Origin of the sequence: Marinifilum sp. (genome assembly GCF_965230805.1) — a bacterium.
GTDB lineage: Bacteria > Bacteroidota > Bacteroidia > Bacteroidales > Marinifilaceae > Marinifilum.
In genome coordinates this window covers 1,753,589-1,777,329 of sequence record NZ_OZ246019.1, presented here as the reverse complement: position 1 = coordinate 1,777,329, position 23,741 = coordinate 1,753,589, and the positions used below count along the sequence as shown (strand labels likewise).

Here is a 23,741-nt window from a genome sequence, read left to right as displayed (position 1 = left end):
ATTGTCATTCAGTGAAGTAATATCCCATATAATTTCTTAATTTTGAGCCAAATTTTTTTTGAAATTATAGAATTAACAAATTTTAGTTAAACAAATGGAAATCCCAACGAAGTACAATCCTGCAGAATCGGAGGACAAGTGGTACAAGTATTGGATGGATAAAGGATTCTTCCACTCAGTACCTGACGAGAGAGAGGCGTATACAATTGTAATACCGCCACCAAACGTCACTGGTGTGTTACACATGGGGCATATGCTAAACAATACAATCCAAGATGTATTGGTCCGCAGAGCCAGATTGCAGGGAAAGAATGTCTGTTGGGTACCAGGAACCGACCATGCGTCGATTGCAACCGAAGCTAAAGTTGTAAATAAACTAAAGCAAGAAGGAATAGCTAAAGCAGATATCACTCGCGATGAGTTCATGAAACATGCTTGGGAGTGGAAAGAGAAGCACGGTGGAATCATTTTGGAGCAGTTAAAGAAATTAGGTGCTTCTTGTGATTGGGAGCGTACTGCTTTTACCATGGATGAATCTCTTTACGAATCAGTTATCGATGTATTTATTGATTTGTATAAGAAAGATAAAATTTACCGTGGTATTCGTATGGTAAACTGGGATCCTTCTGCACAAACTGCGGTTTCTGATGAGGAGGTTATTTACAAAGAACTACAATCGAAACTTTATTATTTAAGATATAAAATTGAAGGAAGCGAAGATGAGTATGTAACAATTGCTACCACTCGTCCGGAAACCATTCTTGGTGATACCGCTGTTTGTGTGAATCCAAACGATGAGCGTTTCACTCACCTGAAAGGCAAGCGTGTAATTGTTCCTTTGGTAAACCGTTCTGTACCTATTATTCAGGATGAGTATGTTGATATGGAGTTCGGTACTGGTGCCTTAAAAATTACACCTGCTCACGATTTGAACGACTACGAAATTGGTGATCGTCATAATCTTGAATCAATCGATATTTTCAACGACAATGGAACCATGAGCGAAGCTGCTCAATTGTACATTGGCAAAGATCGTTTCGAAGTTCGCGATTTAATTATTCCTGACCTGGAAGCCGCTGGTAACCTGGTAAAAACGGAAGATTACGTGAACAAAGTTGGTTTTTCTGAAAGAACCGATGCCGTAATCGAGCCTAAGCTAAGTATGCAGTGGTTCCTGAAAATGAAAGAGCTTTCGGCACCAGCATTGGAGCATGTAATGAATGATGACATTCAATTGCATCCTACTAAATTTAAAAACACATACCGCCATTGGATGGAGAATGTGAAAGATTGGTGTATCTCGCGTCAGTTGTGGTGGGGACAAAGAATTCCTGTTTACTATTTGCCTGAAGGTGGATATGTAGTTGCCAAAACTGTAGAGGAAGCTATTGTTGAAGCGAAAGCAAAAACAGGAAAAGAATATAAAGCAGAAGACTTGCGCCAGGATGAGGATGTATTGGATACATGGTTCTCGTCGTGGTTGTGGCCAATTTCGGTTTTCGATGGTATTCGCAAGCCTGGTAACGAAGAAATTAAATACTATTACCCAACCAATGACTTGGTGTCTGGTCCGGACATTCTTTTCTTCTGGATTGCACGTATGGTGATTGCGGGTTATGAATATATCGGCGAAAAGCCATTCAGCAATGTGTACCTAACAGGAATTGTTCGCGATAGCCAACGTCGTAAGATGTCTAAATCATTGGGTAACTCACCAGATCCACTGGATTTGATTGCCAAGTATGGTGCTGATGGTGTTCGTGTGGGTATGTTACTTTGTTCTCCTGCAGGTGGTGACTTGTTGTTCGACGAGAACTTGCCTGAGCAAGGACGTAACTTTACTACCAAAATCTGGAATGCATTCCGTTTGGTTAAAGGTTGGGAAGTTGCTGACATTGAGCAGCCTGAATCGGCAAGAATTGCAACCGAAGTATTCCATGCTCGTTTGAACAAAACCATGGCAACATTGGATGAGCAGTTCGAACAGTACAGAATTAGTGAGGCTTTAATGACTGTTTACACCTTGTTCCGCGATGAATTCTCATCCTGGTATTTGGAAATGGTGAAACCAGGATATCAGCAGCCAATCGATAAGAAAACCTACGAAGCTACAGTTGGCTTGTTCGAGAAGTTAATGCAGTTGCTACACCCATTCATGCCTTTCCTTACCGAGGAAATTTACCAGCTATTGGCTGAAAGAAATGATGAGGATAGCATCATGATTTCTGTGATGCCTAAGCCTGAGGCTTACGATGCAGCATTATTGGATAAATTCGAGCAGGTAAAGGAAGTAATTGTTGCTGTTCGTAATATCCGCAAGCAAAAGAACATTGCATTTAAAGATGTATTGGTTATGAATTACCGTTTGAAAGAAGGCGATTACGATGTTTCTTTCGATACAGTTATCGCTAAAATGTGTAATCTTAACGAGATTTCAGCTACCAATGATGAAATGACAGGAGCAATGTCGTTCATCGTTAAAGCAGTGGAGTATTTTATTCCGCTTGGCGATTTGGTTGATGTGGAAGAAGAACTGAAGAAATTGGAAGAAGAGTTGAAATATACTCAAGGATTCCTTGCTTCTGTTCAAAAGAAAATGAGCAACGAACGCTTCGTGAACAACGCACCTGCTAAAGTGGTTGAAATGGAGAAAAAGAAAATGGCAGATGCCGAAGCCAAAATTAAAGTTTTGGAAGAGCGCATTGCCAGCATGAAGTAATTGAGATCATCTCAACTGTACATATAAAATGCCGTTTCGTTTGGAGCGGCATTTTTTATTTGCATAAAACACTGCAGAAACGCATAAGATTCGTACAAATTGGTCCGATCAGTTAAATCTGTGTTCCAGATTTTGCATCCTCTTTGGGGCAATCTGTTTTTCCTTAAAATACTTTTAGTTTTCATCTTATCGCTTTTGCCTTTTTTATATCTTCGCCCCACAAAATGACTTAAACATTAATCAAAATGAGTATCAAAAGAACAGATTCAACTCCGAGAATGAGCCGTATTGTTGAGCACGGCAACACCATTTACCTTTGTGGACAAACAGCAAAAGATGCTAGCAAGGATATCAAAGAGCAAACCGTTACAACACTTGAAAAAGTAGAAGAGTTATTGAAAAAAGCAGGCTCTGATAAAAAACACATCCTTTCGGTTACCATTTATGTTCGTGATATGAAAGATTTTGCTGCTATGAACGAAGTATGGGATGCATGGGTTGTGGATGGATATCAACCAGCTCGTGCTTGTGTGGAAGCGCGCATGGCTCGTCCTGAATTATTGGTAGAAATGTCGGTAGTGGCTGCTAAGAAAGAGGCTTAATAACAGGGAAAAACATAAAGCGCAATCCGAAATATCTTCTTGGTATTTCGGATTTGTTGTTTCATGTAAAAGCAAGACATTGTTTAGCTATTGGTCTCTTTTTTTGCAGATTTTCATTTGTATTTTGTGCCACCTGCGCTGTTCGGGCTGGCATTGTTTCACTATTTGTTGATAAGTGCACTGTTCTAACTGCCGTCTGCACCCTTCGATCTGCCAAGTGCATCCTTCGTGTTGATAAATGCATTGTTCGTGTTAATAAGTGCACCGTTCTGCCTGCCATCTGCGCCGTTCTACCTGCCAAGTGCAAGGTATTTGTTGATATCTGCACCGTATTTGTTAATAAGTGCAGTGCATTTGACAGGAAGTAGGGAAACAATGCCAGGTGGAACGGTACTTTTATCAGGAAGTAGGGAAACAATGGCAGGTAGAAGCATGCTTATCGCATAAATTATGGGAACAACGGCGGGTAGAAGAGTGCAGGTGGCAGGTCTCTTGCAACAATTGGTAGCTAGAACGATGCAGTTGACAAGGGGAAGTGGCACAGCAGGAGGATGTTTGGATGAATCATCATCAGGGATTACAAGCGATGACGGGCTTACTTCGGCAGAGCTAGATTACAGGATTTTAATGGGGTTTTGGTTCTAAGATCTAAGTAGAAAAGAGAGGCTTGCAGATGCGAGGGGGCCTTAGTCCTGATCTCTTAAATTTATACCAATTGCAAATGATGTGTATTTGATGTTTTGAATGAAGCACCCTTGGGGTTTACAAGGAATGAAGGGCTTTTTTCGGGAAGTTTTTATAAAAGAGTTGATACCCTTACTGTAATTGCAGCATCAAACTTTTTATATTGATGCGCTGCCCATGAACCTATGTTAACGTGAGTTCGACTTAAAATTCTATCCACAGAAAGTTATATTTGGGATAGATTTGCATTAAAAATTTGGAAAGAATAGCGGGCTATTTTGAGGAATTTTTAATGTGAAGATGTCGTAAAGAGAACTTTCCATTATTTGTTTGCCTGCTTTCGGCATAAATTTCCTCAAATCTTCTTGAAAGATCCCGATATTCCTTCGAAAATTTGAGAAAATTTCTACTCAAAATCAGATCAAACTGTGAACGAATTTTACGTCGAACTCACGTTATGCTAATTAAAAGCTTTGCAGCTGCCTTGCGTTAGGGATTGTAGTGGATACCCCGCAGCGAGGAAGGAGCGAGGAGTAGGAACGGAAAGCCCGACCGAGGTAGGAGGGAACGCCCTAAAACAAAAATCCCCCGAACCAAAAGGCCGGGGGATGAAGCTTATTGAAAGTTCAATTATTTTTTTCTTTTGTCTACTACTTTCTGTACACGCAAGCTTGTGTCGTAAGCAATAGGTGATGCAATAAATAGTGATGAGTAGGTACCTACCATAACACCAACTAACAATGCGAATGTAAATCCTTGAATTGAAGTACCACCGAACAAGAAGATGGCCAACAATACCACCATTGTTGAAAGGGATGTACTAAATGTACGACGCATTGTGCTGTTTAAGGCTTTGTTTACGGTTTCTTCACGATCGCGTTTAGGATATAATCCCAGATACTCACGAATACGGTCGAATACTACCACGGTATCGTTAATTGAGTAACCTACTACTGTAAGGATTGCTGCGATAAATGCCTGGTCGATCTCTAATGAGAATGGAAGAATTCCATAGAAGATAGAGAAGATACCCAATACGATGATTGAATCGTGAGCCAATGCGGCTACTGCGCCTAAACCATACTGCCAGTTCGAGAAACGAATCATGATGTATAGGAAGATCACGATTAATGCTCCTAAGATTGACCACAATGCAGAAGTGCGAATATCATCAGCAATGGTTGGGCCAACTTTTTGCGACATTTTACGGTTGTTTTCCAAGAAATCGGCTTTGGTTGTTCCGTCGGCCATGTAGGATTTTAATCCTTCGTATAGTAAACCTTCTACTTCGTCATCTACTTCGGTTCCCGACTCGTCGATTTTGTATTTGGTAGATATTTTAACCTGGTTGTTGCCACCAAATGTTTTTACTTCGGGAGCGTGATCATAAACTTTTTCCAATGATTTGGATATATCTTCAACACTAACAGCCTGATCGAATGCTACAACGTAGGTTCTACCTCCGGTAAAGTCGATGCCTTGGTTCAAACCTTTTGTAGAAAGGGATACCACACTTAAGACGATAGCAATAGCAGAAACTACGTAGAATACTTTTCTTTTTTGTAGGAAAGTAATGGCAGAATTTCTTAACCAGTTATCGGTAAATTTAGTTGCAAAAGTAACTTTACGATTGCGAGATGTTTGTGCTTCGAAAATTAAGCGAGTAATAAAGATTGCAGCAAACAGTGATGAGAAGATACCGATTACCAATGTAGTTGCGAAACCTTTAATTGGACCTTCGCCAAACAAGTATAGAATGATACCTGTTAACAAGGTAGTGATGTTACCATCGATAATTGCAGAGTAAGCATTTTTGTAACCATCGCTAATGGCAAGGCCTAATCCTTTGCCTGCTTTGAGCTCTTCCTGAATACGTTCGTAGATCAGTACGTTTGCATCCACCGACATACCGATTGTTAATACGATACCTGCAATACCTGGTAAAGTAAGAACTGCACCTAATGATGCTAACACACCAAAGATGAAGAATAAGTTGGTAATCAATGCGATATTGGCGGCTAAACCAGCACCTTTACTGTAGAAGAAGAACATATAAACCAATACCAACACGAAAGCGATGATAAAGGAGTACATCCCTTTTTGGATTGACTCTTTACCCAAAGATGGACCAACAACTTCGTCGGCAATAATATGTGCAGGAGCAGGAAGCTTACCCGACTTTAAGATGTTTGCCAAGTCTTTTGCTTCGGCAACAGAGAAGTCGCCACTAATGCTTGACTGACCACCTTTAATTTCAGAAATTACGTTTGGTGCAGAATAAACATATCCGTCCAATACAATTGCAATGGCACGGTTTACGTTGTCTTTAGTTAAGCGAGCCCAGGTTTTAGCACCTTCGCCACTCATACTCATTGATACTTCGTACTTGGCGGTTTGTTGGTCAACTTGTTCGCGTGCTGAAGTAACAGCATCGCCATCCAATGGGGCTTTGCCATCGCGGCTTGTTACTTTAATTGCAAACAATTCGAATATGTTACCACCTTCGTCGATAGATTTAACTCCCCAGAAGAATTTTAGATTACGAGGTAGAACTGATTTGATTGCAGGCATTTTAAGAATGCTGTTAACTTCAGAAGTATCTTTAATGTGAGATCTACCTATTACAGCCTTAGAAGATCCACCTTGTTGAGTTGGGCTTAAGATTGAGAACAATGGATACATTTTCGCCATTGCCTTGGCATCTTGCGATGTAGCCAATGAGTCTTGAGCACCTTCTTCTTCAATTTTATCTAAAAGGGCAACTTCTTCTTCATTTGCCTCTTCTTTTACTTCTTCTTCCTTAGCAGTTTCTTCTACAACTTCTTCGCCTGCATTTTTAATTTCGGCAAGTTTGGTATTGGCTGCATTTAAATAAGCCATTACCTCGGGAGCGCTGTAAGTTTCCCAGAACTCTAGACTAGCAGTTCCTTGTAGAAGTTTACGAACACGAGTTGGATCTTTAATACCTGGCAATTCGATAATGATACGACCCGATACGTCGGCTTTTTGGATGTTAGGCTGAGCAACACCAAAACGGTCGATACGAGAACGCAGGATATTATAGGTATTGTCAATGGCGCCGTCGGTTTCTTCTTTGATCACCTTTAACACATCCGCATTTGATGCTCCAAAAGGAATTTTGTCTTTCATCTCAAGAGTACCAAAGATATCAGGAGAAGATAATTGTGCGTTGGGATCGATTTTCTGGAATGCTTCGCCGAACAACTCAACGAAACCTTTACCACTGTTTGCTTGCATTTTTTTAGCTTGGGCAATTGCAGCATTAAAAGTTTCATCTTTTGTGTTGTTAGCCATCGCTTTGATGATATCAACAACAGAAACTTCCATTGTAACGTTCATACCTCCCTTAAGGTCAAGCCCCAAGTTCATTTCCAATTCCTTACACTCTTTATAAGTGTATTTTTTCAGCCAAAAGAAATTGTAAACCTCTTCTCCTCTTATCGAGTCAAGATAGGTTTGTTCTTTCTTCATGTCGCCAGCTCCAAACTCACGAGCTTCCTTTTCAACTTTCTTCGTTACGTAAGTAAAAGTCAATTGATACAAACTTACTAACGCAAGAACAATAGCGAGTAGACGAATCGCTCCTTTATTTCGCATGTGTTTAGGTTTAAATAAATTCTTACTTTATGTGGTATTTTATATTTCCAACCGCAAATTAACGCACAAATATATTAATTTTTTTCAAATTCCTTTGTCCCATAATAACTAGCATTTTATGGATTTACAGTCCTTTGTAAATTCAGCCAACTCTGTCTGTGCTTAATTGTAAAACTCTTCTGCTGTAATCAATAATTCCATTATACTTTAAAAGGAAGTCGCTACCAAGCAATCCGCATATCTCTCGATTGCAATACTGGCGATACATTTCGTTAATTCCGGATAGATCAATTAGGGCGCAAGAAAATTGATTTATGCATAGAGTTCCCACTTTAAACCTGTCGATTTTGGCCATCTCTGTTTCTATGCTTCCTGCTCCTAAGCCTCTTGATTTTACTTCAGATTCTTCTTTTTCTATTTTTTGATAATCATCCACAAAGTTATTATCAAGCACAGTTTTCGAAGCACCTGTGTCAATCACCATTTCACCTTTCTGATCTGAGTTGATCTTACACTCAATCAACAAGTGAAAACTATTCTCTTCCAGCTCAACAACTTCTATGGGTATTTCAATCATTTTTTTCATTTTGTGCAAAGGTGAGCAAATATAGCAAAAGCAAACTTATTTTGTGCTAAGATTACTGAACTAAAAATTCTTGTTGATAGACGGATTTAATTTTGAATTTTGCGATTTAGTCTGGTTTTATTAATGCAAAAAAAGAGGTCATCTCATATGAGACAACCTCTTCCCTTTAATAAAATGAACCGATTAGGCCATAATGTTCATTTCATCCAAAACTTTCATAACCGACTTCACGGCTGCTGCTGAATCTTTCAGCAATGCCATTTCGTCTTTGTTTAATTTAACTTCAATAATTTCTTCGATACCATTTCTACCAAGTTTTACAGGAACTCCAAGATAAATATCTTTCATTCCGTATTCACCATTCAATAGAGCACATACTGGGAAAATTCTTTTTTGATCACGAACGATAGCTTCTACCATTTGTGCTGCTGCCGCTCCCGGAGCATACCAAGCCGAAGTACCCATTAGGTTTACCAGTTCGCCACCACCGAACTTAGTTCTTTCAATAATGACATTTAATTTATCTTCATCAATCAAATCAGTAACAGGAATACCGGCAACGGTAGTATATCTTGGAAGTGGAACCATAGTATCACCATGGCCTCCCATCAACAAAGCGCGAATATCTTTAGGAGATACATTTAACTCTTCTGCCAAAAAAGCACGGTAGCGTGCTGTATCTAATACACCAGCCATACCAAACACTTTGTTTGATGATTTTTTTGCTGTTAAAAATGCAGCATAAGTCATCACATCCAAAGGATTTGATACAATAATAATAATGGCATCGGGAGAGTAAGCAATTACATTTTCGGTAACTGATTTTACGATACCCGCATTGGTTGCAATTAGGTCATCGCGACTCATACCTGGCTTACGGGGTACTCCCGAAGTAATCACTACCACTTCGGATCCAGCTGTTGCAGAATAATCGTTGGTTACACCTTTAACTCTTGTGTCGTAATAGATAATTGGAGCAGTCTGCCACATATCTAATGCTTTACCTTCTGCCAATCCATCTTTAATATCCACCAGTACCACTTCGTTAGCCAACTCTTTTTGAGCGATACAATTTGCACAGGTTGCCCCCACATTCCCTGCACCAACTACGGTAATCTTCATATCAGTAAGTTTTTAGTAAGGCGCTTTACAATCTACTTAAAATAATCCCAGTTATCAGGAGTAAATTGATTAAGCAATATTCATTCATTATTATTTGGTTCTTAATTAATATAGATTTTTTTCTTTAATTCGTCAGCAAATATAAACACAATGCCATATTTAGAACTAGAAAAAGACCTGCTTTTTAACAGCTATTTTTAAATATATAAAAAATACTCAATAAACATCCAGTTTCTGACATATTTAGAGATTTTAAGCTGGACGAAAACACCATTATATCGCATTTTAAGAATAAACGATAAAGAGGTCTTCTAGTATTAACAGCAATTGCACCGAAAAGCAAGCCCAATGTTAAAGGGTGTTTTTGCCGACATGCAATTTATTTCTGACGCTGGGGAAGATTGAATCGACAATACGCAAACGGTTACGGAATTTTTTCTTTTATAAACAAAAAAAGCGCATTGAAATAAATCAATGCACTTAACTTAAATAAAGCTTGTATTTTCTTAATTAATGATCTCTTTGATTTCTGAAATGATTTTTTCGGCCAATTGGTTTGCTGTTTCTTCATTTTCACTCTCAGAATAAATTCTGATAATAGGTTCGGTATTTGATTTTCTTAAATGCACCCATTCATTGGCAAAATCAATCTTAACGCCATCAATATCATTTACTTTTTCATGCTTGTACCTTTCTTTCATTGCCACAAGCACTGCATCAACATCAATTTCCGGAGTTAACTCGATCTTATTCTTAGATATGAAGTAATTGGGGTAAGAAGCTCTCAATTCAGAAGATTTCATTCCTGTTTTTGCCAGGTGACTCAAGAACAAGCCTACGCCAACCAATGCATCACGACCGTAATGACTGGCCGGATAAATAATTCCTCCATTACCTTCGCCACCAATTACGGCATTGTTGGTTTTCATTTTTGTAACCACATTCACCTCGCCAACTGCTGAAGCCTCATAAGCACCCTTGTGTTTTTCTGTTACATCTCTTAATGCCCTTGTCGAAGAAAGATTTGAAACGGTATTTCCAGGAGTATTAGCCAATACGTAATCGGCACAAGCAACAAGAGTATACTCTTCTCCAAACATGCTTCCGTCTTCGTTAACAATAGCCAGTCTATCCACATCAGGATCGACTACAAAACCCAAATCAGCCTTGCCTTCTTTCATAACATCAGCAATGGCAGTTAGGTTTTCGGGAAGTGGTTCCGGATTGTGTGGGAACTGACCATTTGGCTCACAGTACAATTCCACAACATTTTTCACTCCCAATGCTTTTAGCATGCCGGGAATTGCAGTTCCACCAACTGAATTTACAGCATCCACAGCAACCGAAAAGTTTGCCTTTTTAATGGCTTCCACATCAACTAAATCAAGTTGACAAACATGGTCGATATGCTTTTGAGTATAATCTTCTGCATAAGTAATCTGACCTAAATCATCTACTTCGGCAAACAAGAAATCTTCTTGCTCGGCAATGCTTAGCACAAGCTTACCATCCTCATCGTTTAGGAATTCACCTTTCTCGTTTAGTAACTTAAGTGCATTCCATTGCTTTGGATTGTGACTAGCAGTTAAGATAATACCTCCCTCGGCTTTTTCTTCGGTTACCGCAAACTCGGTGGTAGGAGTTGATGCCAATCCAATTTCAATCACATCAATTCCTAATCCCATTAATGTGCCTACAACCAATTTATCTACCATTTCGCCAGAGATGCGTGCGTCGCGACCTACAACCACTTTTATCTTTTTTCCTTCGTGTCGGCGCAATGCCCAAGTGCCATATGCAGCAGAGAATTTGACTACATCAAGAGGACTTAATCCTTCTCCTACTTTTCCACCAATCGTACCACGAATACCGGAAATTGATTTAATTAATGCCATTTTATTATTTTAATTTAATGTTTACAGTCAATACAATATTTGGCTTTTGAACTATTTGTAATCTACAATATTCACTTCGCACAAATGTAAAAAAAACTAGAATATTATATGGAATAACTAAAATCAACTTTTTAACATTTTATACCAGATGTTAGCATGAAATAAACCTGGTATTCTTATCCTTTTAAGTTTATTCCAGGATAAAAGATATCACAGTAGATAGGATTATGCCTCCATCTTTTAAAAAGAATAAATTAAAACAATCATTATTGTAACGTGAGTTCGACGTAAAATTCTATCCACAGAAAGTTCTATTTGGGATAGATTTGCATTAAAAATTTGGAAAGAATAGCGGGCTATTTTGAGGAATTTTTAATGTGAAGCTGTCGTAAAGAGAACTTTCCATTATGTGTTTGCCTGCTTTCGGCATAAATTTCCTCAAATCTTCTTGAAATATACCGATATTCCTTCGAAAATTTGAGAAAATTTCTACTCAAAATCAGATCAAACTGTGAACGAATTTTACGTCGAACTCACGTTATTGTACATGTTTATTAATGATTTTAATCATGGTAGTTTCATAATAAAACCGGTATTGCTTAAATATATTCTTTGATAATTAATACCTTTGCAAGTTCAAAACATTGATCATACAGTCAAAAAATGGAAGAAAAGACTTACGGTAAACCAAGGAGAGAAAAGACAAACTACCGATCAAAAAGATATAGCGGAAATAAATCTGATGAATCGAAGTCGGATTTTAAGGGTGATTCAGAAGGAAGGGAAAGAAGGAAGAAAGATTTTTCAGAAAATCCGGATGGCAAGAAAAGGTTTTCAAGACAATCGGATCAAAAAAAGCCATTTAAAGCCAGATCAAAGAAAAGGTTTGATGAAAATGGTCCGAACAAGGAGGAATTGCAAAAAAGACATTACAGCAAGAAGAAGCAGCTAGAGCATGCCAGAATGAGGGGGCCAAAAGATGGCATTCTTAGATTGAACAGATTTATTGCCAATTCCGGAGAATGCTCAAGACGCGAGGCAGATTCAAGAATTGCAGAGGGGCGAGTAAGTGTAAATGGAAAAGTAGTTACCGAGGTTGGCACCAAAGTAAATCTTAAAGATAAGGTATGTATGGATGGTAATTTATTGAGTCCGGAAGCCAAAGTGTACCTTGTTCTGAACAAACCAAAAGATTTTGTTACCACCTTGGATGATCCGATGGGAAGAAGAACTGTAATCGACCTGATTAAAAATGCTTGCACCGAAAGGGTTTACCCTGTAGGAAGATTGGATAGGATGACAACCGGAGTGTTGCTTTTTACCAATGATGGTGATTTAACCAAGCGTTTGACTCACCCAAGCTATAATAAGAAAAAGATCTATCATGTATTTCTCGATCGTGAAATCTCGCAAGAGGAACTGGATATGGTGGATAAAGGATTGGAATTGGAAGATGGCTTTATCAAATCGGATGCTATTAGTTTTGCAGATCAGAAAGACAAGAAACAGGTAGGTATCGAAATTCACTCTGGCAAAAACAGAATTGTACGCCGAATTTTCGAACACCTGGGCTATACGGTTGAAAAGTTGGATCGTGTTTTCTTTGCAGGAATTACCAAGAAAAACATTCCAAGAGGGAAATGGAGATTCCTAACTCAGGAAGAAGTTAGAATGCTAAAGCTTTTTTAAGACAGCTGTCGCTGATCCACTCACAGCACGCAGCTAAAAAAACTGCCATCTACTGAGAAAAAATCTCAAGCTAGATGGCAGTTTTTTAATCTGGCAACTTGTTGCTGAAAACAAATTACAACTGCTTTAATAAATTAGCCATTTCAATACCCGAAACAGCAGCTTCGTAGCCTTTGTTTCCTGCTTTGGTACCTGCACGCTCAATTGCCTGTTCGATGGTATCAACAGTTAATACTCCAAAAATTACAGGAACTTCCGATTCTAAAGAAACACTTGCCACACCTTTGGTTACCTCGTTAGATACATAGTCGAAATGAGGAGTAGAACCTTTAATTACAGCGCCCAAACAGATTACCGCATCATATTTACCACTCTTAACCATTTTTTTTGCGATCAAGGGAATCTCGAAAGCTCCGGGAACCCAAGCAACATCCACATCATTTTCTGATGCTCCATGACGCTTGATTGCATCCAATGCGCCACCTAATAATTTACTGCCAATAAATTCGTTAAAACGGCCAGCTACAATTCCAAACTTAAGGCCTTCGGCAATTAATTTACCTTCAATTGTATTCATATCTTTTAATTTTATTTTTCTCTTTTATTGTGAGTAGTGAACTTTTTTAATCTAAACAGATATTATAAAAACTGCTTAAAGTAGCTCGAGTACTTAAAGTTATTCACTCATCCCACATTTGCTATTTTATTTTCTTATCGTCGTTCTGAAGGTTCCACTTCACATCCTGGTGCAACATGTGACCCATCTTCTTCATTTTGGTCATCATGTAAAATTCATTCTTTTCGTGGTGTGACATTTCGATTTGTTCTCTTTCAACAATCTTGATTCCATAACCTTTTAAGCCTGCAACTTTTAATGGATTGTTGGTCATCAGGTTTAAGTTTTTAACCCCTAAATCAGCCAGAATTGCAGCTCCAATTCCATAATCACGCAAGTCAGCTTTAAAGCCAAGAGCAAGGTTCGCTTCAACAGTATCCATACCCATATCTTGCAGTTGGTATGCACGAAGTTTGTTGATCAGGCCAATTCCACGACCTTCCTGGCGCATGTACAAAAGAACACCACGGCCTGCTTCTTCTATTCTTCTTAAAGCTTCCTGCAGCTGTTCTCCGCAATCGCATCGAAGCGAACCAAAAGCATCACCGGTAAGGCATTCGGAATGAACGCGAGTTAAAACAGGTTCGTTGGTGTCTACATTTCCTTTTACCAGGGCAACATGATGCTCGCCAGTAATTTTATTGATATAACCATGAGCTCTGAACTCGCCGTGCTTGGTTGGCATAGCAGTTTCTGTAATCTTTTCGATCATGCTTTCTGTCTTACGACGATACTCAATCAGATCAGCTATAGAGATCATTTTAAGATTGTGCTTTTGGCAGTACTCCTTTAGTTCAGGAACACGAGCCATAGTGCCATCTTCGTTCATGATTTCGCAGATTACGCCAGCCGGGTAACAGCCCGCCATGCGAGCCAAATCAACAGCAGCCTCGGTATGGCCTGCACGAACCAATACTCCGTTTTTACGAGCCACCAACGGAAAAATATGCCCTGGGCGAGTAAAATCCTTAGGCTTGGCATCTTTTTCCAATACTCTTTTAATGGTGTGAGCACGTTCGTGAGCAGAAATTCCGGTTTTGCAATCAGCTGCGTCAATACTAACGGTAAAGGCAGTTTGCTTGGCATCGGTGTTATTGTATACCATCATATCGATATCCAACTCATCCAAACGCTCTTTAACTATTGGCATACAGATTAACCCTCTAGCCTGACGTGCCATAAAGTTAATTGTCTCAGGAGTAGCCTTTTCGGCTGCCATTAATAAATCACCTTCATTCTCGCGATCTTCATCATCCACCACCACAATCATCTTACCTTGTTTGATGTCTTCAATCGCCTCTTCAATAGTATGAAATTCCATTCCTTATCTGGTTTGTTGTTTTGTTTATACAAATCCGTTTTCTCTTAAAAAATCCATCGAAATATCTGTTTTCTGTGATTTTTCCTCTTCTCGGTGAAACATGAATTTTTCGATGTACTTCGCCGTCATGTCACACTCGAGATTTACTTTTTCTCCGACCTTTTTAGCTACTAAAGTAGTGTCGTCCTGTGTTAAAGGAATAATTGACACCTTAAATACCTTATCATCTACATAAGCCACTGTTAGGCTAATTCCATCAATGGCAATTGATCCTTTCTCAATTACATATTTCAGGATGTTTTTAGGAGCAGCAATACTTACCCAAATGGCATTATCATCTTTTTCCTGGCCTAGGATTTCGCCTAATCCATCAACATGACCGCTTACCATGTGGCCTCCCAACCTGTCGCCAACGCGAACAGCTCTCTCCAAATTCACTTTGCTACCAAGCCCGAGCGATCCAAAATTGGTTCTATTCATGGTTTCAGGCATTACATCCGCTGTAAAACCGGCCGTGTCGAAGCTTACCACTGTCAGACAAATGCCATTGGTAGCTATACTATCGCCCAATTTCACATCATCCATAATTTTACTGGCAGCAATACTCAAACGAATCGATTTTGCTCCTTGTTTTATGGCTTTTATCTGTCCTATTTCTTCTATTAGTCCTGTAAACATTTATCAGTTATCGGTTGTCAGTTATCAGTTATCGGTTATCAGTTATCGGTTATCAGAAAGAGCTACTTTTTTATTTTTCCTATTAGCATCATGTCTTGTCCCAATTGCTCGTATCTTATCTCATCCAATTCAATGGCATCTTTCATCAATTCAATGCCTTCTCCTCCTACCGGGGATTTTGCCTCTGTACCTCCGATAATTTTTGGTGCTACAAAAGAAATCACCTCATCAACTACGCCCGATTGCAAAGCTGAAAAGTTTAAACTAGCTCCACCTTCCAACAATATCCCATCGATATTTTGTTCGCCCAGCTTTTTCATTAAACTGTTTAAATCTATTCTCTCATTTAAAGCCTCTACCTTTAAAACTTGATTTCCTTTCTTTTCAATCTGTTGGATTTTATCAGCATCTGCACTTTCCGTTACCGCCAAAATGGTCTTTGCCCGATCGCAAGTATTTAAAATCTTCGAATGTAATGGGATTCTTGCTTTGCTATCCACCACAATACGAATAGGATTCTTTCCCTTTCCATTTTCGAGTCGTGTGGTAAGCATGGGATCATCAGCAATTACGGTATCAACACCAATCATGATTCCGGCCAGCTTGTTTCTCAATTCATGAACTTTGGCTCTCGATTTTTCATTCGATACCCAACGGGAATCGCCTGTTCTACTGGCAATTTTTCCATCCAGGGTCATGGCCGTTTTCATGATCACGTAAGGTGTTTTAGATTGGATGAATTTTAAAAAAGTGCGGTTCATTTCTCTTAACTCTTCGCACAAGTAACCAAAATCAACATCAATCCCATTTTCTTCTAAAATTTTTACACCACGTCCAGCCACCAATGGGTTGGGATCGAGCATACCAATTATAACTTTCGCAATTTTGTTTTTTACAATGGCTTCGGCACAAGGAGGTGTTTTGCCATAATGCGAACAAGGCTCAAGAGTTACATACATTGTAGCACCTTCAACCGATTCTTTGGCCGAACGAAAAGCATTTACCTCGGCATGAGGGCCGCCGTAATATTCATGATAACCTTCTCCTATGATTTTGTCATCTTTTACAATTACAGCACCAACCAAAGGGTTAGGATTTACTTTCCCAACTCCTTTTTTAGCAAGCTCGAAAGCCATGTGCATATACTCGTAATCTTTGCTCATTTTTATTCTGAATGTGTTAATGAGGATTGTCTTACATTAAAAATCAATCACACATTTTAAATTCTAATTACAAAAAAAAACCTGAACAGCATTCACTATTCAGGGCATTTAGTATACGGTATGTCAACTGGAATTAATTTTCCAATGACATGAATCAATCAAATCGATCAATTGTTTTTCTTCTCCCATCCAGACTATACTGTCGGTACTGGAATCTCACCAGTTCAATCCTTTTACAGATTCGCGGACTATTACCGCCGGTCGGGAATTACGCCCTGCCCTGAAGAAACAATAAAATATGTTGAAACAGAGTTTGAAGCACTGTTTCCGCTACAAATATAGATGTTTCAGTTTTAAAAACAAATGCCGATTTGTTTTGTGGATTAAAATCCTATGCGCCATATTTCCTGAGCTTATTTAACCTGCTATTGTGTCATTTCAGAATGGTGAGGAATCATTTTCAACTGCCACTCTGTCATTTCTTCTTGTTAAAATATAATTTCAGAATGCTAATTTATGATTTCAGATGGTTCAAATGCGATTTCAGATTGCTCAAGTGTGATTTCGGAACTTTCATTTGGCATTTCGGAATGCTAAAGTAAGATTAGATAAAAAAAAGCTGATTCCGCAGAATCAGCATACGTCTATATGATTTTACAAGTAAGTTGAATTTTATGAGTTTGATCGAACCAATATGCCTAATTTTTCGAGCAATTGGGCATCGTTTTCGAACTCAATTTTTGCAACTTCGGACAATTTGTAGCAAAACTCTTTTAATAGATTGTAAGAATTCCACTTTTGATTGGTTGCTTGCTGAGCATCACCAATTTCTTGTTGTTGCACTTGCCTCAGACTTTTAAGATTGTGCAACTTGTTTTGCATGCTGGTTATGGTTTCATTGCTGTAACCAAAAGTTTGCATGCTGGTAATCCACTCAGGGTGATCCAAAATATTGGTAAACACCATATCGGCATCGGCATACCAATCGGTGAATTTGGCAATATTTAAACGATCGAGCTTTAGCATGTTCCATGCATTGGGTTTGGTATCGAATACCAGGCGTGCTAGTTTTTTAAACTTTTTAAGTTCGGAAATGGACTGTTGCAAATATTCGTTGAATTGATTTGTAGCTTCTTTTTGTTCGTCCATTTCTTGGTCTTGCATTTGTGCCAGAGAATTTGTTTTTTCCCAAAGACTTTGACCTTCCTGCAATTTTTCAGAAGTATATCCGTAAAGAGCTAAACGGGGTTGAATGGCGGTATCGCCGGAAGCATTCCATAGTAAAATACGATGCTTCTCCATGTTTTCATTAAATGATGTATACATTATAGTTATTTTAAATAATAGACGTTCCGCATAAATTTAACGATTGTTTATATATCATACAAAAAAAATATTAATCTTTTTCTAATATTAAATTATTTATGGGTATTTCTATTTTATATGACAAGCGAATTGATTGAAATTATTAATTCGTTCTCCTAAAAATATTAAGGCATGAGAGGAATTCTAGGAATTTATTAAACTTGCACCTATGCAGTATGTTAGATATAAATCATGAAGGAATCGATTCTGATTAAACTGTTATGTAGAACTCTGGAGGATACAAACGGCATAAGTCTTCGATGGACATCCATTTTCGTTAATCACATTAATTATTCTATCTTTGCAAAAATTTTTAAATCACTTAATTGGAGTAGTTATGCCTCACAAGTCAGGTTTTGTAAATATCATTGGAAATCCGAATGTTGGAAAATCGACATTAATGAATCAACTGGTTGGAGAGCGCATTTCGATTATTACCTCGAAATCGCAAACTACACGCCATAGAATTAAGGGAATTGTAAATGGTGATGATTTTCAGATTGTATATTCTGATACTCCGGGAGTTTTAAAACCGAATTACAAACTTCAGGAATCGATGATGAAGTTTTCTACATCTGCATTGGTTGATGCTGACATTATTTTATATGTTACTGATGTTGTAGAAACCATCGATAAGAATGAGGAATTTCTTAAAAAGGTTCAGAATACTGATATTCCGGTACTCCTGATTTTAAATAAGATTGATTTAACCACCCAGGATAAATTGGTTGAATTAATGGATTTGTGGAAAGAAAAATTACCTAATGCTGAGATTTTTCCCATGTCGGCAAAAGAGAATTTTAATGTGTCCAATTTATTTGATCGAATTTTGGAGCTTTTGCCTGAAGGGCCTCCTTACTTTGCAAAGGATGAATTGACTGATTTGCCATCTCGTTTCTTTGTGAATGAAATCATCAGGGAAAAAATTTTGATGAATTACGATAAAGAAATTCCGTATGCTGTGGAAGTGGAAGTGGAAGAGTTCAAAGATGAACCTAAAATTATCAACATTATGGCAGTGATTAATGTTGAAAGAATGTCACAAAAAGGAATCATCATAGGCCACCAGGGTAAAGCACTTAAAAAAGTTGGAACCGAAGCCAGAAAAGACATGGAAGCATTCTTTGGTAAGAAAGTATTTTTAAAGATTTACGTTAAAGTTGCCAAAGATTGGAGAAATAAAGAAAATAAATTAAAAGGATTCGGGTACAACCAGTAAAACAGTTCACAATTAAGAGGTATGAGTAATATTGTTGCAATAGTAGGTCGTCCAAATGTTGGAAAATCTACACTTTTTAATCGATTAATAGGAAGCCGAAAAGCCATCGTAAACGAAACTGCAGGGGTAACTCGCGATCGTAATTACGGAAAAGCAGATTGGAACGGACAGGAGTTTTCGGTAATAGATACAGGTGGATATTCTTTCAATTCGGAAGATGTATTCGATGAAGAAATACGCAAGCAGGTAATGTTGGCGATAGACGAAGCAGATGCTATTTTGTTTGTTTTGGATGTGCAACATGGAATGACTGATTTGGATGAAGCTGTAGCCGGAATTCTTCGCAGAACTAGCAAAAAGGTATACTTGGTAGCCAACAAAGCCGACAATAGCAATTTGATTTTTGCTGCCAACGAATTTTACTCGGTTGGTATTGGAGATGTTGTTTTTCCAATTTCCTCGGTGAATGGTTCGGGAACAGGAGACTTGCTTGATGCTGTTGTTGCAGATTTTGAAGAAAAACCCGAAGATGAAGACAGCGATTTGCCAAGACTGGCATTTGTTGGCCGTCCTAATGTTGGAAAGTCGTCAACGGTAAATGCGCTAATCGGCATCGAGAGAAATATTGTTACCGATGTTGCCGGAACAACCAGGGATTCGATTCACACCAGATTCCAAAAATTTGGGCACGACTTTGTAATGGTTGATACTGCCGGGGTTCGTAAAAAACCAAAAGTTAACGAAGATCTGGAATTCTATTCGGTAATGCGTTCGATCAGAACCATCGAAACGGCTGATGTTTGCGTGTTAATTCTTGATGCAACACGCGGTGTGGAAGCCCAGGATTTGAGCATTTTTGATTTGATTATCAAAAACAGAAAAGGTGCGGTGATCATGGTAAACAAGTGGGATTTAATAGATAAAGAAACCAACACCATGAAGGAGTTTGAGCAGGAAATCAGAAACAGAATAGCTCCTTTTAACGATGTACCAATCATTTTTACATCTGCCATTTCGAAACAACGATTATTGAATGTATTGGAATCTGCTCTGGAAGTTCACGAAAACAGGGTTCGTAAAATCCAAACTTCTGAACTAAACAAAGTAATGCAGGAAGCCATTGATGCATTTTCGCCTCCTTCGGTAAAGGGTAAATTTATTAAGATTAAGTATGTAACACAATTGCCTACTTTGGCTCCTACTTTTGCATTCTACTGCAATTTGCCTCAGTATATTAAAGATCCTTACAAAAGATATCTTGAAAACCAGATTCGTAAAAACTGGAAATTTACAGGTGTTCCTATCCAGATTTTTATGAGAAAAAAATAACTCTAAAGTGCAATTATAGTAACCGATTCAGATAGTCTGAGTCGGTTTTTTTTTTCTCAAATTTGTACAATTATTTTTCTAAACTAATCATTTAGTTATCTTTATATGATAATTGTAAAAAACAGGAAAACTATGAAACATTTAATTTTAACCCTTGTACTAGCAAATATTTTATTTATTCCCAATGCATTTTCGCAACGCATCAATAAGGTAGACCAAATGCTTTTTAACGGGCAATATGAAAGTGCAATTCCAATTCTTAAGCAGATGATTACAAAGGATAGTACCAATGGTAAATTGTATTTTCGATTGGGGAAAGTTTATCAAAATCTTAATCAGTATGTAGCTGCCATAGAGAATTATCAGGTTGCACACAAATTGCAAGCAAATTCAACTGCAATACTATTTAATTATTGCAGTTGCCTTTATTCATCGGGGAATTTTCCTGAATCGCAAAAACAACTTTTAAAACTTCAATCTATTGATTCGATGCACTATCAAGGCAATTTGTTACTGGCAAAAACCTATGCTAATCTTAGTAATTATCGTAAGGGATTGGAAATCTATAATAAATTAATTGAGCGCGACTCTTTAAATCCATATCTTCATAAACAAGCAGGTAATTTAAAAGATAGAATGCAAAATTACCTTGGTTCATTGGCATCTTATTTAAAAGCATATGAGCTTAATTCGAAGGACTTATCTACAATTCTGCATGTGATTCAGAAATTTTACGAAATGCAAGGTCTTGAACAAGCTTTGGAATTTTGCAATAAAGGACTTGAAGTTTACCCAAATAATCATTTGATACAAAAAAAGAAGGCACAATGTTTGGTTGGCTTGGAATGGTATGAGAATGCTTTAAACATGTACAAAGATCTGGAATCGAGAAAAAAACTTAATCAGAACGGTTACAAACAATTAGGTGTTTGCTACATGCAAACCCGACAATATGAAAAAGCCATTAAATCTTTTCAGACTTGCGTCAAAGCATTTGAAAAAGATCCAATGTTGAACTTTTACCTGGGGGTTTGTTACTCGCGTTTGAACAAGAACGAAAAGGGCATTGTATACCTTACAAACGCTTTAGATTACATTACTCCGCCTATTATATCATCCATGCATTTGTATCTGGCTAAAGCCTATAGTGCAAATCGTGAGTTCGGGAAAGCAGTAGCAGAGTATAAAAAGCACTTTGAGCTTGATGATTCGAATCCGGAAATTCTTTACGAAATTGCTACCACCTACGAAGAGTTTGGCGACAATAAAAAGAAGGCGCTTCAATACTATTCGAAGTACATCAACCAAACCAATGATATTGGTGGCGAGCGTTATGAGTATTCAAAATCAAGAATTCTGAATATAAAAGAGAAAATCCATTTCGAAAAATAAAAACCTGATTTCGATTAAAAAAATTCGCCACAGAAAGTCATCTCACATCTTTTGGCATAAACATCCTCAAATTCCCTTGCAATATCCCGATATTTCTTCGGGAATTTGAGAAAATCACTACTCCAAATCAGTTCAAACTGTGACAATATTGTTAGTCGAAATCAGGTTAAAAGCGATTATACCTAAATGTTGGTATTGCGAACTCAAGTTTAGCTGATTAAGTTTGTATTGACTTAAAAACAAGCTCCCGAAACCGAGGCCAAGTGAATTCAGGAAATCTTTTGCCATGGTATTTCTTTTTTAGTGTTATTACTCATTTGGTTTCGGCTTTCGATTGCTATTTTTCCCTTCTTCTGATTCGATTTCCTTTTTTTTACTAATTTAGATTCGATAAAAACACCGACATGCACATAAAAGAGAGTATGAAAATGGCAGATGTGATTCAGATGAATTACATGCTGATTCCTGTCATTCATCGATTTGGAATTGAATTAGGATTTGGAGATAAAACCGTGAGTGAAGTTTGCCAAGAGAGCAATGTAGATTTAAACTTTTTTTTGCAATTGCTAAATGCATATCACGATCAGGATTATTTCCCAAAGGAAGAATTACAAAGTATACCTGTAGGCGAGATTGTTGCTTATCTTAAGATGACTCATGCAAGCTACCTAAACGATACGGTAACTGATATCGAGCAAAAAATAAAAAGCCTGGAGATGGAAGGTAGTGAAGATAAAAAACACATAGCCTTAATCAGAAACTTTTTTGAAGGATACAAATCGGAGCTTACCGATCATATTATGAGAGAAGAAGATGTTGTATTTCCGTATGTTTTGGCTGTTGACGAAATTATTAAATCAGAGTCGATGTCTGATATCAACAAGGAAATATTTGAGCAGTTTTCGATTGAGGAATATGAAGAAGATCATGATGATGTGGAAGAAAAGCTAATGGATTTGCGTACCATCATGATTAAGTATGTGGCTCCGCCTTCAAATTCGACATTATATCATAGCATTATTCTTGATTTGTTCAGACTCGAAGAAGATTTGAATCACCACTCAAGAATTGAGGAAAAGGTTTTAATTCCCAAAATTATATTAATGGAGAAATCAATTCAAAACCTGTTTTAATCTTCAAATATGCCTAGAACCACCATTCTTATTGCAGAAAACACATGTTTGATTCGTAAAGGGCTTCGAGCTATACTTCATAATCTTGGAAATGCTGAGATTCTTCATTCAGTTACTAACAAAAACGAATTGTACGAACTTGTAAACAGATTGAAACCGGGAATATTAATTGTAAATCCTAACATGCTTAATTTTGAGGATGAGGATGCAAAAAGGACTTTTGTATCAGCAGAAGATATGAGTTTGGTTTTAATATCCGGTGATGACTCGATTCGCAGAAAGTACAAAGCTGACGCTTTTATCCATTATCAAGATAACCAGAAAGATATCTTAAAGCTTTTAGAGGAAATTATTGAGCAAAAATCTGGAAAAGATCGGAATACTAAATCAAACGAAACACTTAGCGCCAGAGAACAAAATATACTAAAGCACATTGCTCTTGGATTTACAAATAAAGAGATTGCCGATCAATTATTTATAAGCATACACACGGTTGTAACCCACCGAAAGAACATAACCCACAAATTGGGGATTAAATCTGTTTCGGGCTTAACGGTTTATGCAATTTTGAATAATCTCATCTCTATGGACGAAGTAAAATAACGTGAGT

Annotated in this window: 18 protein-coding genes and 1 riboswitch; of the genes, 9 read left to right on the top strand and 9 right to left on the bottom strand. The window is 37.8% G+C overall.

All coding sequences use genetic code 11. From position 1 onward, the window contains the following. The first annotated feature begins 94 nt into the window (after positions 1 to 94). The 3 genes from ACO05S_RS07040 (at position 95) to ACO05S_RS07030 (ending at position 3,966) form a co-directional block, all read left to right on the top strand. Positions 95 to 2,719: a valine--tRNA ligase gene (locus ACO05S_RS07040; RefSeq protein ID WP_421920818.1), complete on the top strand. Its 2,625-nt coding sequence runs from the start codon at positions 95 to 97 to the stop codon at positions 2,717 to 2,719. Positions 2,720 to 2,964: 245 nt separating this feature from the next. Next, positions 2,965 to 3,321, top strand: coding sequence for a RidA family protein (locus ACO05S_RS07035; RefSeq protein ID WP_421920817.1), 357 nt, complete (start codon positions 2,965 to 2,967; stop codon positions 3,319 to 3,321). Between the two features lie 450 nt (positions 3,322 to 3,771). After that, positions 3,772 to 3,966: a hypothetical protein gene (locus ACO05S_RS07030; protein WP_421920815.1), complete on the top strand. Its 195-nt coding sequence runs from the start codon at positions 3,772 to 3,774 to the stop codon at positions 3,964 to 3,966. A 669-nt stretch (positions 3,967 to 4,635) separates the two neighbouring features. On the opposite strand, the gene secDF is transcribed toward ACO05S_RS07030, so the two are convergent. The 4 genes from secDF to glmM all read right to left on the bottom strand — a co-directional run bounded on the left by secDF (position 4,636) and on the right by glmM (position 11,226). Beyond that, on the bottom strand, positions 4,636 to 7,623 hold the full coding sequence (gene secDF / locus ACO05S_RS07025) for a protein translocase subunit SecDF (protein ID WP_421920814.1): 2,988 nt from the start codon (positions 7,621 to 7,623) through the stop codon (positions 4,636 to 4,638). A 142-nt stretch (positions 7,624 to 7,765) separates the two neighbouring features. After that, a complete protein-coding gene (locus ACO05S_RS07020; RefSeq protein WP_421920813.1) occupies positions 7,766 to 8,209 on the bottom strand; it encodes a retropepsin-like aspartic protease in 444 nt (147 codons plus the stop codon). A 183-nt stretch (positions 8,210 to 8,392) separates the two neighbouring features. After that, positions 8,393 to 9,331: a malate dehydrogenase gene (gene mdh, locus ACO05S_RS07015; RefSeq protein WP_421920812.1), complete on the bottom strand. Its 939-nt coding sequence runs from the start codon at positions 9,329 to 9,331 to the stop codon at positions 8,393 to 8,395. Between the two features lie 506 nt (positions 9,332 to 9,837). After that, positions 9,838 to 11,226, bottom strand: a complete 1,389-nt coding sequence (gene glmM, locus ACO05S_RS07010) for a phosphoglucosamine mutase (protein ID WP_421920811.1) — start codon at positions 11,224 to 11,226, stop codon at positions 9,838 to 9,840. 663 nt (positions 11,227 to 11,889) lie between these two features. Here glmM and ACO05S_RS07005 point away from each other — a divergent pair. Then, entirely contained in the window at positions 11,890 to 12,915 is a 1,026-nt protein-coding gene (locus ACO05S_RS07005) for a pseudouridine synthase (RefSeq protein ID WP_421920810.1), read from the top strand. A gap of 115 nt (positions 12,916 to 13,030) precedes the next feature. Here the strand turns inward: ACO05S_RS07005 and ribE are convergent, their stop codons facing one another. The 5 genes from ribE to ACO05S_RS06980 form a co-directional block, all read right to left on the bottom strand. After that, positions 13,031 to 13,492 carry a 6,7-dimethyl-8-ribityllumazine synthase gene (gene ribE / locus ACO05S_RS07000; RefSeq protein ID WP_421920809.1) on the bottom strand — a complete coding sequence of 154 codons (462 nt, stop codon included), beginning with the start codon at positions 13,490 to 13,492 and terminating at the stop codon, positions 13,031 to 13,033. 121 nt (positions 13,493 to 13,613) lie between these two features. Next, positions 13,614 to 14,852, bottom strand: a complete 1,239-nt coding sequence (locus tag ACO05S_RS06995; protein WP_421920808.1) for a bifunctional 3,4-dihydroxy-2-butanone-4-phosphate synthase/GTP cyclohydrolase II — start codon at positions 14,850 to 14,852, stop codon at positions 13,614 to 13,616. Positions 14,853 to 14,876: 24 nt separating this feature from the next. After that, positions 14,877 to 15,530, bottom strand: a complete 654-nt coding sequence (locus tag ACO05S_RS06990) for a riboflavin synthase (RefSeq protein ID WP_421920807.1) — start codon at positions 15,528 to 15,530, stop codon at positions 14,877 to 14,879. Between the two features lie 62 nt (positions 15,531 to 15,592). Continuing rightward, positions 15,593 to 16,693, bottom strand: a complete 1,101-nt coding sequence (ribD, locus tag ACO05S_RS06985; protein WP_421920806.1) for a bifunctional diaminohydroxyphosphoribosylaminopyrimidine deaminase/5-amino-6-(5-phosphoribosylamino)uracil reductase RibD — start codon at positions 16,691 to 16,693, stop codon at positions 15,593 to 15,595. 173 nt (positions 16,694 to 16,866) lie between these two features. Next, positions 16,867 to 16,985: riboswitch (FMN riboswitch) on the bottom strand. A 380-nt stretch (positions 16,986 to 17,365) separates the two neighbouring features. Next, positions 17,366 to 18,019 (bottom strand): hypothetical protein, encoded by a 654-nt coding sequence (locus ACO05S_RS06980; RefSeq protein ID WP_421920805.1) that lies wholly within the window; start codon positions 18,017 to 18,019, stop codon positions 17,366 to 17,368. Between the two features lie 376 nt (positions 18,020 to 18,395). On the opposite strand from ACO05S_RS06980, the gene era reads away from it, so the two are divergent. The 5 genes from era (at position 18,396) to ACO05S_RS06955 (ending at position 23,734) form a co-directional block, all read left to right on the top strand. After that, positions 18,396 to 19,277, top strand: a complete 882-nt coding sequence (gene era, locus ACO05S_RS06975; RefSeq protein ID WP_421920804.1) for a GTPase Era — start codon at positions 18,396 to 18,398, stop codon at positions 19,275 to 19,277. 21 nt (positions 19,278 to 19,298) lie between these two features. Beyond that, a complete protein-coding gene (gene der / locus ACO05S_RS06970; RefSeq protein ID WP_421920803.1) occupies positions 19,299 to 20,606 on the top strand; it encodes a ribosome biogenesis GTPase Der in 1,308 nt (435 codons plus the stop codon). 132 nt (positions 20,607 to 20,738) lie between these two features. Continuing rightward, positions 20,739 to 21,998, top strand: coding sequence for a tetratricopeptide repeat protein (locus ACO05S_RS06965; protein ID WP_421920802.1), 1,260 nt, complete (start codon positions 20,739 to 20,741; stop codon positions 21,996 to 21,998). 404 nt (positions 21,999 to 22,402) lie between these two features. After that, positions 22,403 to 23,131: a hemerythrin domain-containing protein gene (locus ACO05S_RS06960; RefSeq protein ID WP_421920801.1), complete on the top strand. Its 729-nt coding sequence runs from the start codon at positions 22,403 to 22,405 to the stop codon at positions 23,129 to 23,131. A 9-nt stretch (positions 23,132 to 23,140) separates the two neighbouring features. Beyond that, entirely contained in the window at positions 23,141 to 23,734 is a 594-nt protein-coding gene (locus ACO05S_RS06955; RefSeq protein ID WP_421920800.1) for a LuxR C-terminal-related transcriptional regulator, read from the top strand. Positions 23,735 to 23,741: the final 7 nt, after the last annotated feature.

Coding starts and splice junctions, on each gene's coding strand:
- ACO05S_RS07040 (WP_421920818.1), top strand. CDS start 95: ATGGAAATCCCAACGAAGTACAATCCTGCAGAATCGGAGGACAAGTGG.
- ACO05S_RS07035 (WP_421920817.1), top strand. CDS start 2,965: ATGAGTATCAAAAGAACAGATTCAACTCCGAGAATGAGCCGTATTGTT.
- ACO05S_RS07030 (WP_421920815.1), top strand. CDS start 3,772: ATGGGAACAACGGCGGGTAGAAGAGTGCAGGTGGCAGGTCTCTTGCAA.
- secDF (WP_421920814.1), bottom strand. CDS start 7,623: ATGCGAAATAAAGGAGCGATTCGTCTACTCGCTATTGTTCTTGCGTTA.
- ACO05S_RS07020 (WP_421920813.1), bottom strand. CDS start 8,209: ATGAAAAAAATGATTGAAATACCCATAGAAGTTGTTGAGCTGGAAGAG.
- mdh (WP_421920812.1), bottom strand. CDS start 9,331: ATGAAGATTACCGTAGTTGGTGCAGGGAATGTGGGGGCAACCTGTGCA.
- glmM (WP_421920811.1), bottom strand. CDS start 11,226: ATGGCATTAATTAAATCAATTTCCGGTATTCGTGGTACGATTGGTGGA.
- ACO05S_RS07005 (WP_421920810.1), top strand. CDS start 11,890: ATGGAAGAAAAGACTTACGGTAAACCAAGGAGAGAAAAGACAAACTAC.
- ribE (WP_421920809.1), bottom strand. CDS start 13,492: ATGAATACAATTGAAGGTAAATTAATTGCCGAAGGCCTTAAGTTTGGA.
- ACO05S_RS06995 (WP_421920808.1), bottom strand. CDS start 14,852: ATGGAATTTCATACTATTGAAGAGGCGATTGAAGACATCAAACAAGGT.
- ACO05S_RS06990 (WP_421920807.1), bottom strand. CDS start 15,530: ATGTTTACAGGACTAATAGAAGAAATAGGACAGATAAAAGCCATAAAA.
- ribD (WP_421920806.1), bottom strand. CDS start 16,693: ATGAGCAAAGATTACGAGTATATGCACATGGCTTTCGAGCTTGCTAAA.
- ACO05S_RS06980 (WP_421920805.1), bottom strand. CDS start 18,019: ATGTATACATCATTTAATGAAAACATGGAGAAGCATCGTATTTTACTA.
- era (WP_421920804.1), top strand. CDS start 18,396: ATGCCTCACAAGTCAGGTTTTGTAAATATCATTGGAAATCCGAATGTT.
- der (WP_421920803.1), top strand. CDS start 19,299: ATGAGTAATATTGTTGCAATAGTAGGTCGTCCAAATGTTGGAAAATCT.
- ACO05S_RS06965 (WP_421920802.1), top strand. CDS start 20,739: ATGAAACATTTAATTTTAACCCTTGTACTAGCAAATATTTTATTTATT.
- ACO05S_RS06960 (WP_421920801.1), top strand. CDS start 22,403: ATGCACATAAAAGAGAGTATGAAAATGGCAGATGTGATTCAGATGAAT.
- ACO05S_RS06955 (WP_421920800.1), top strand. CDS start 23,141: ATGCCTAGAACCACCATTCTTATTGCAGAAAACACATGTTTGATTCGT.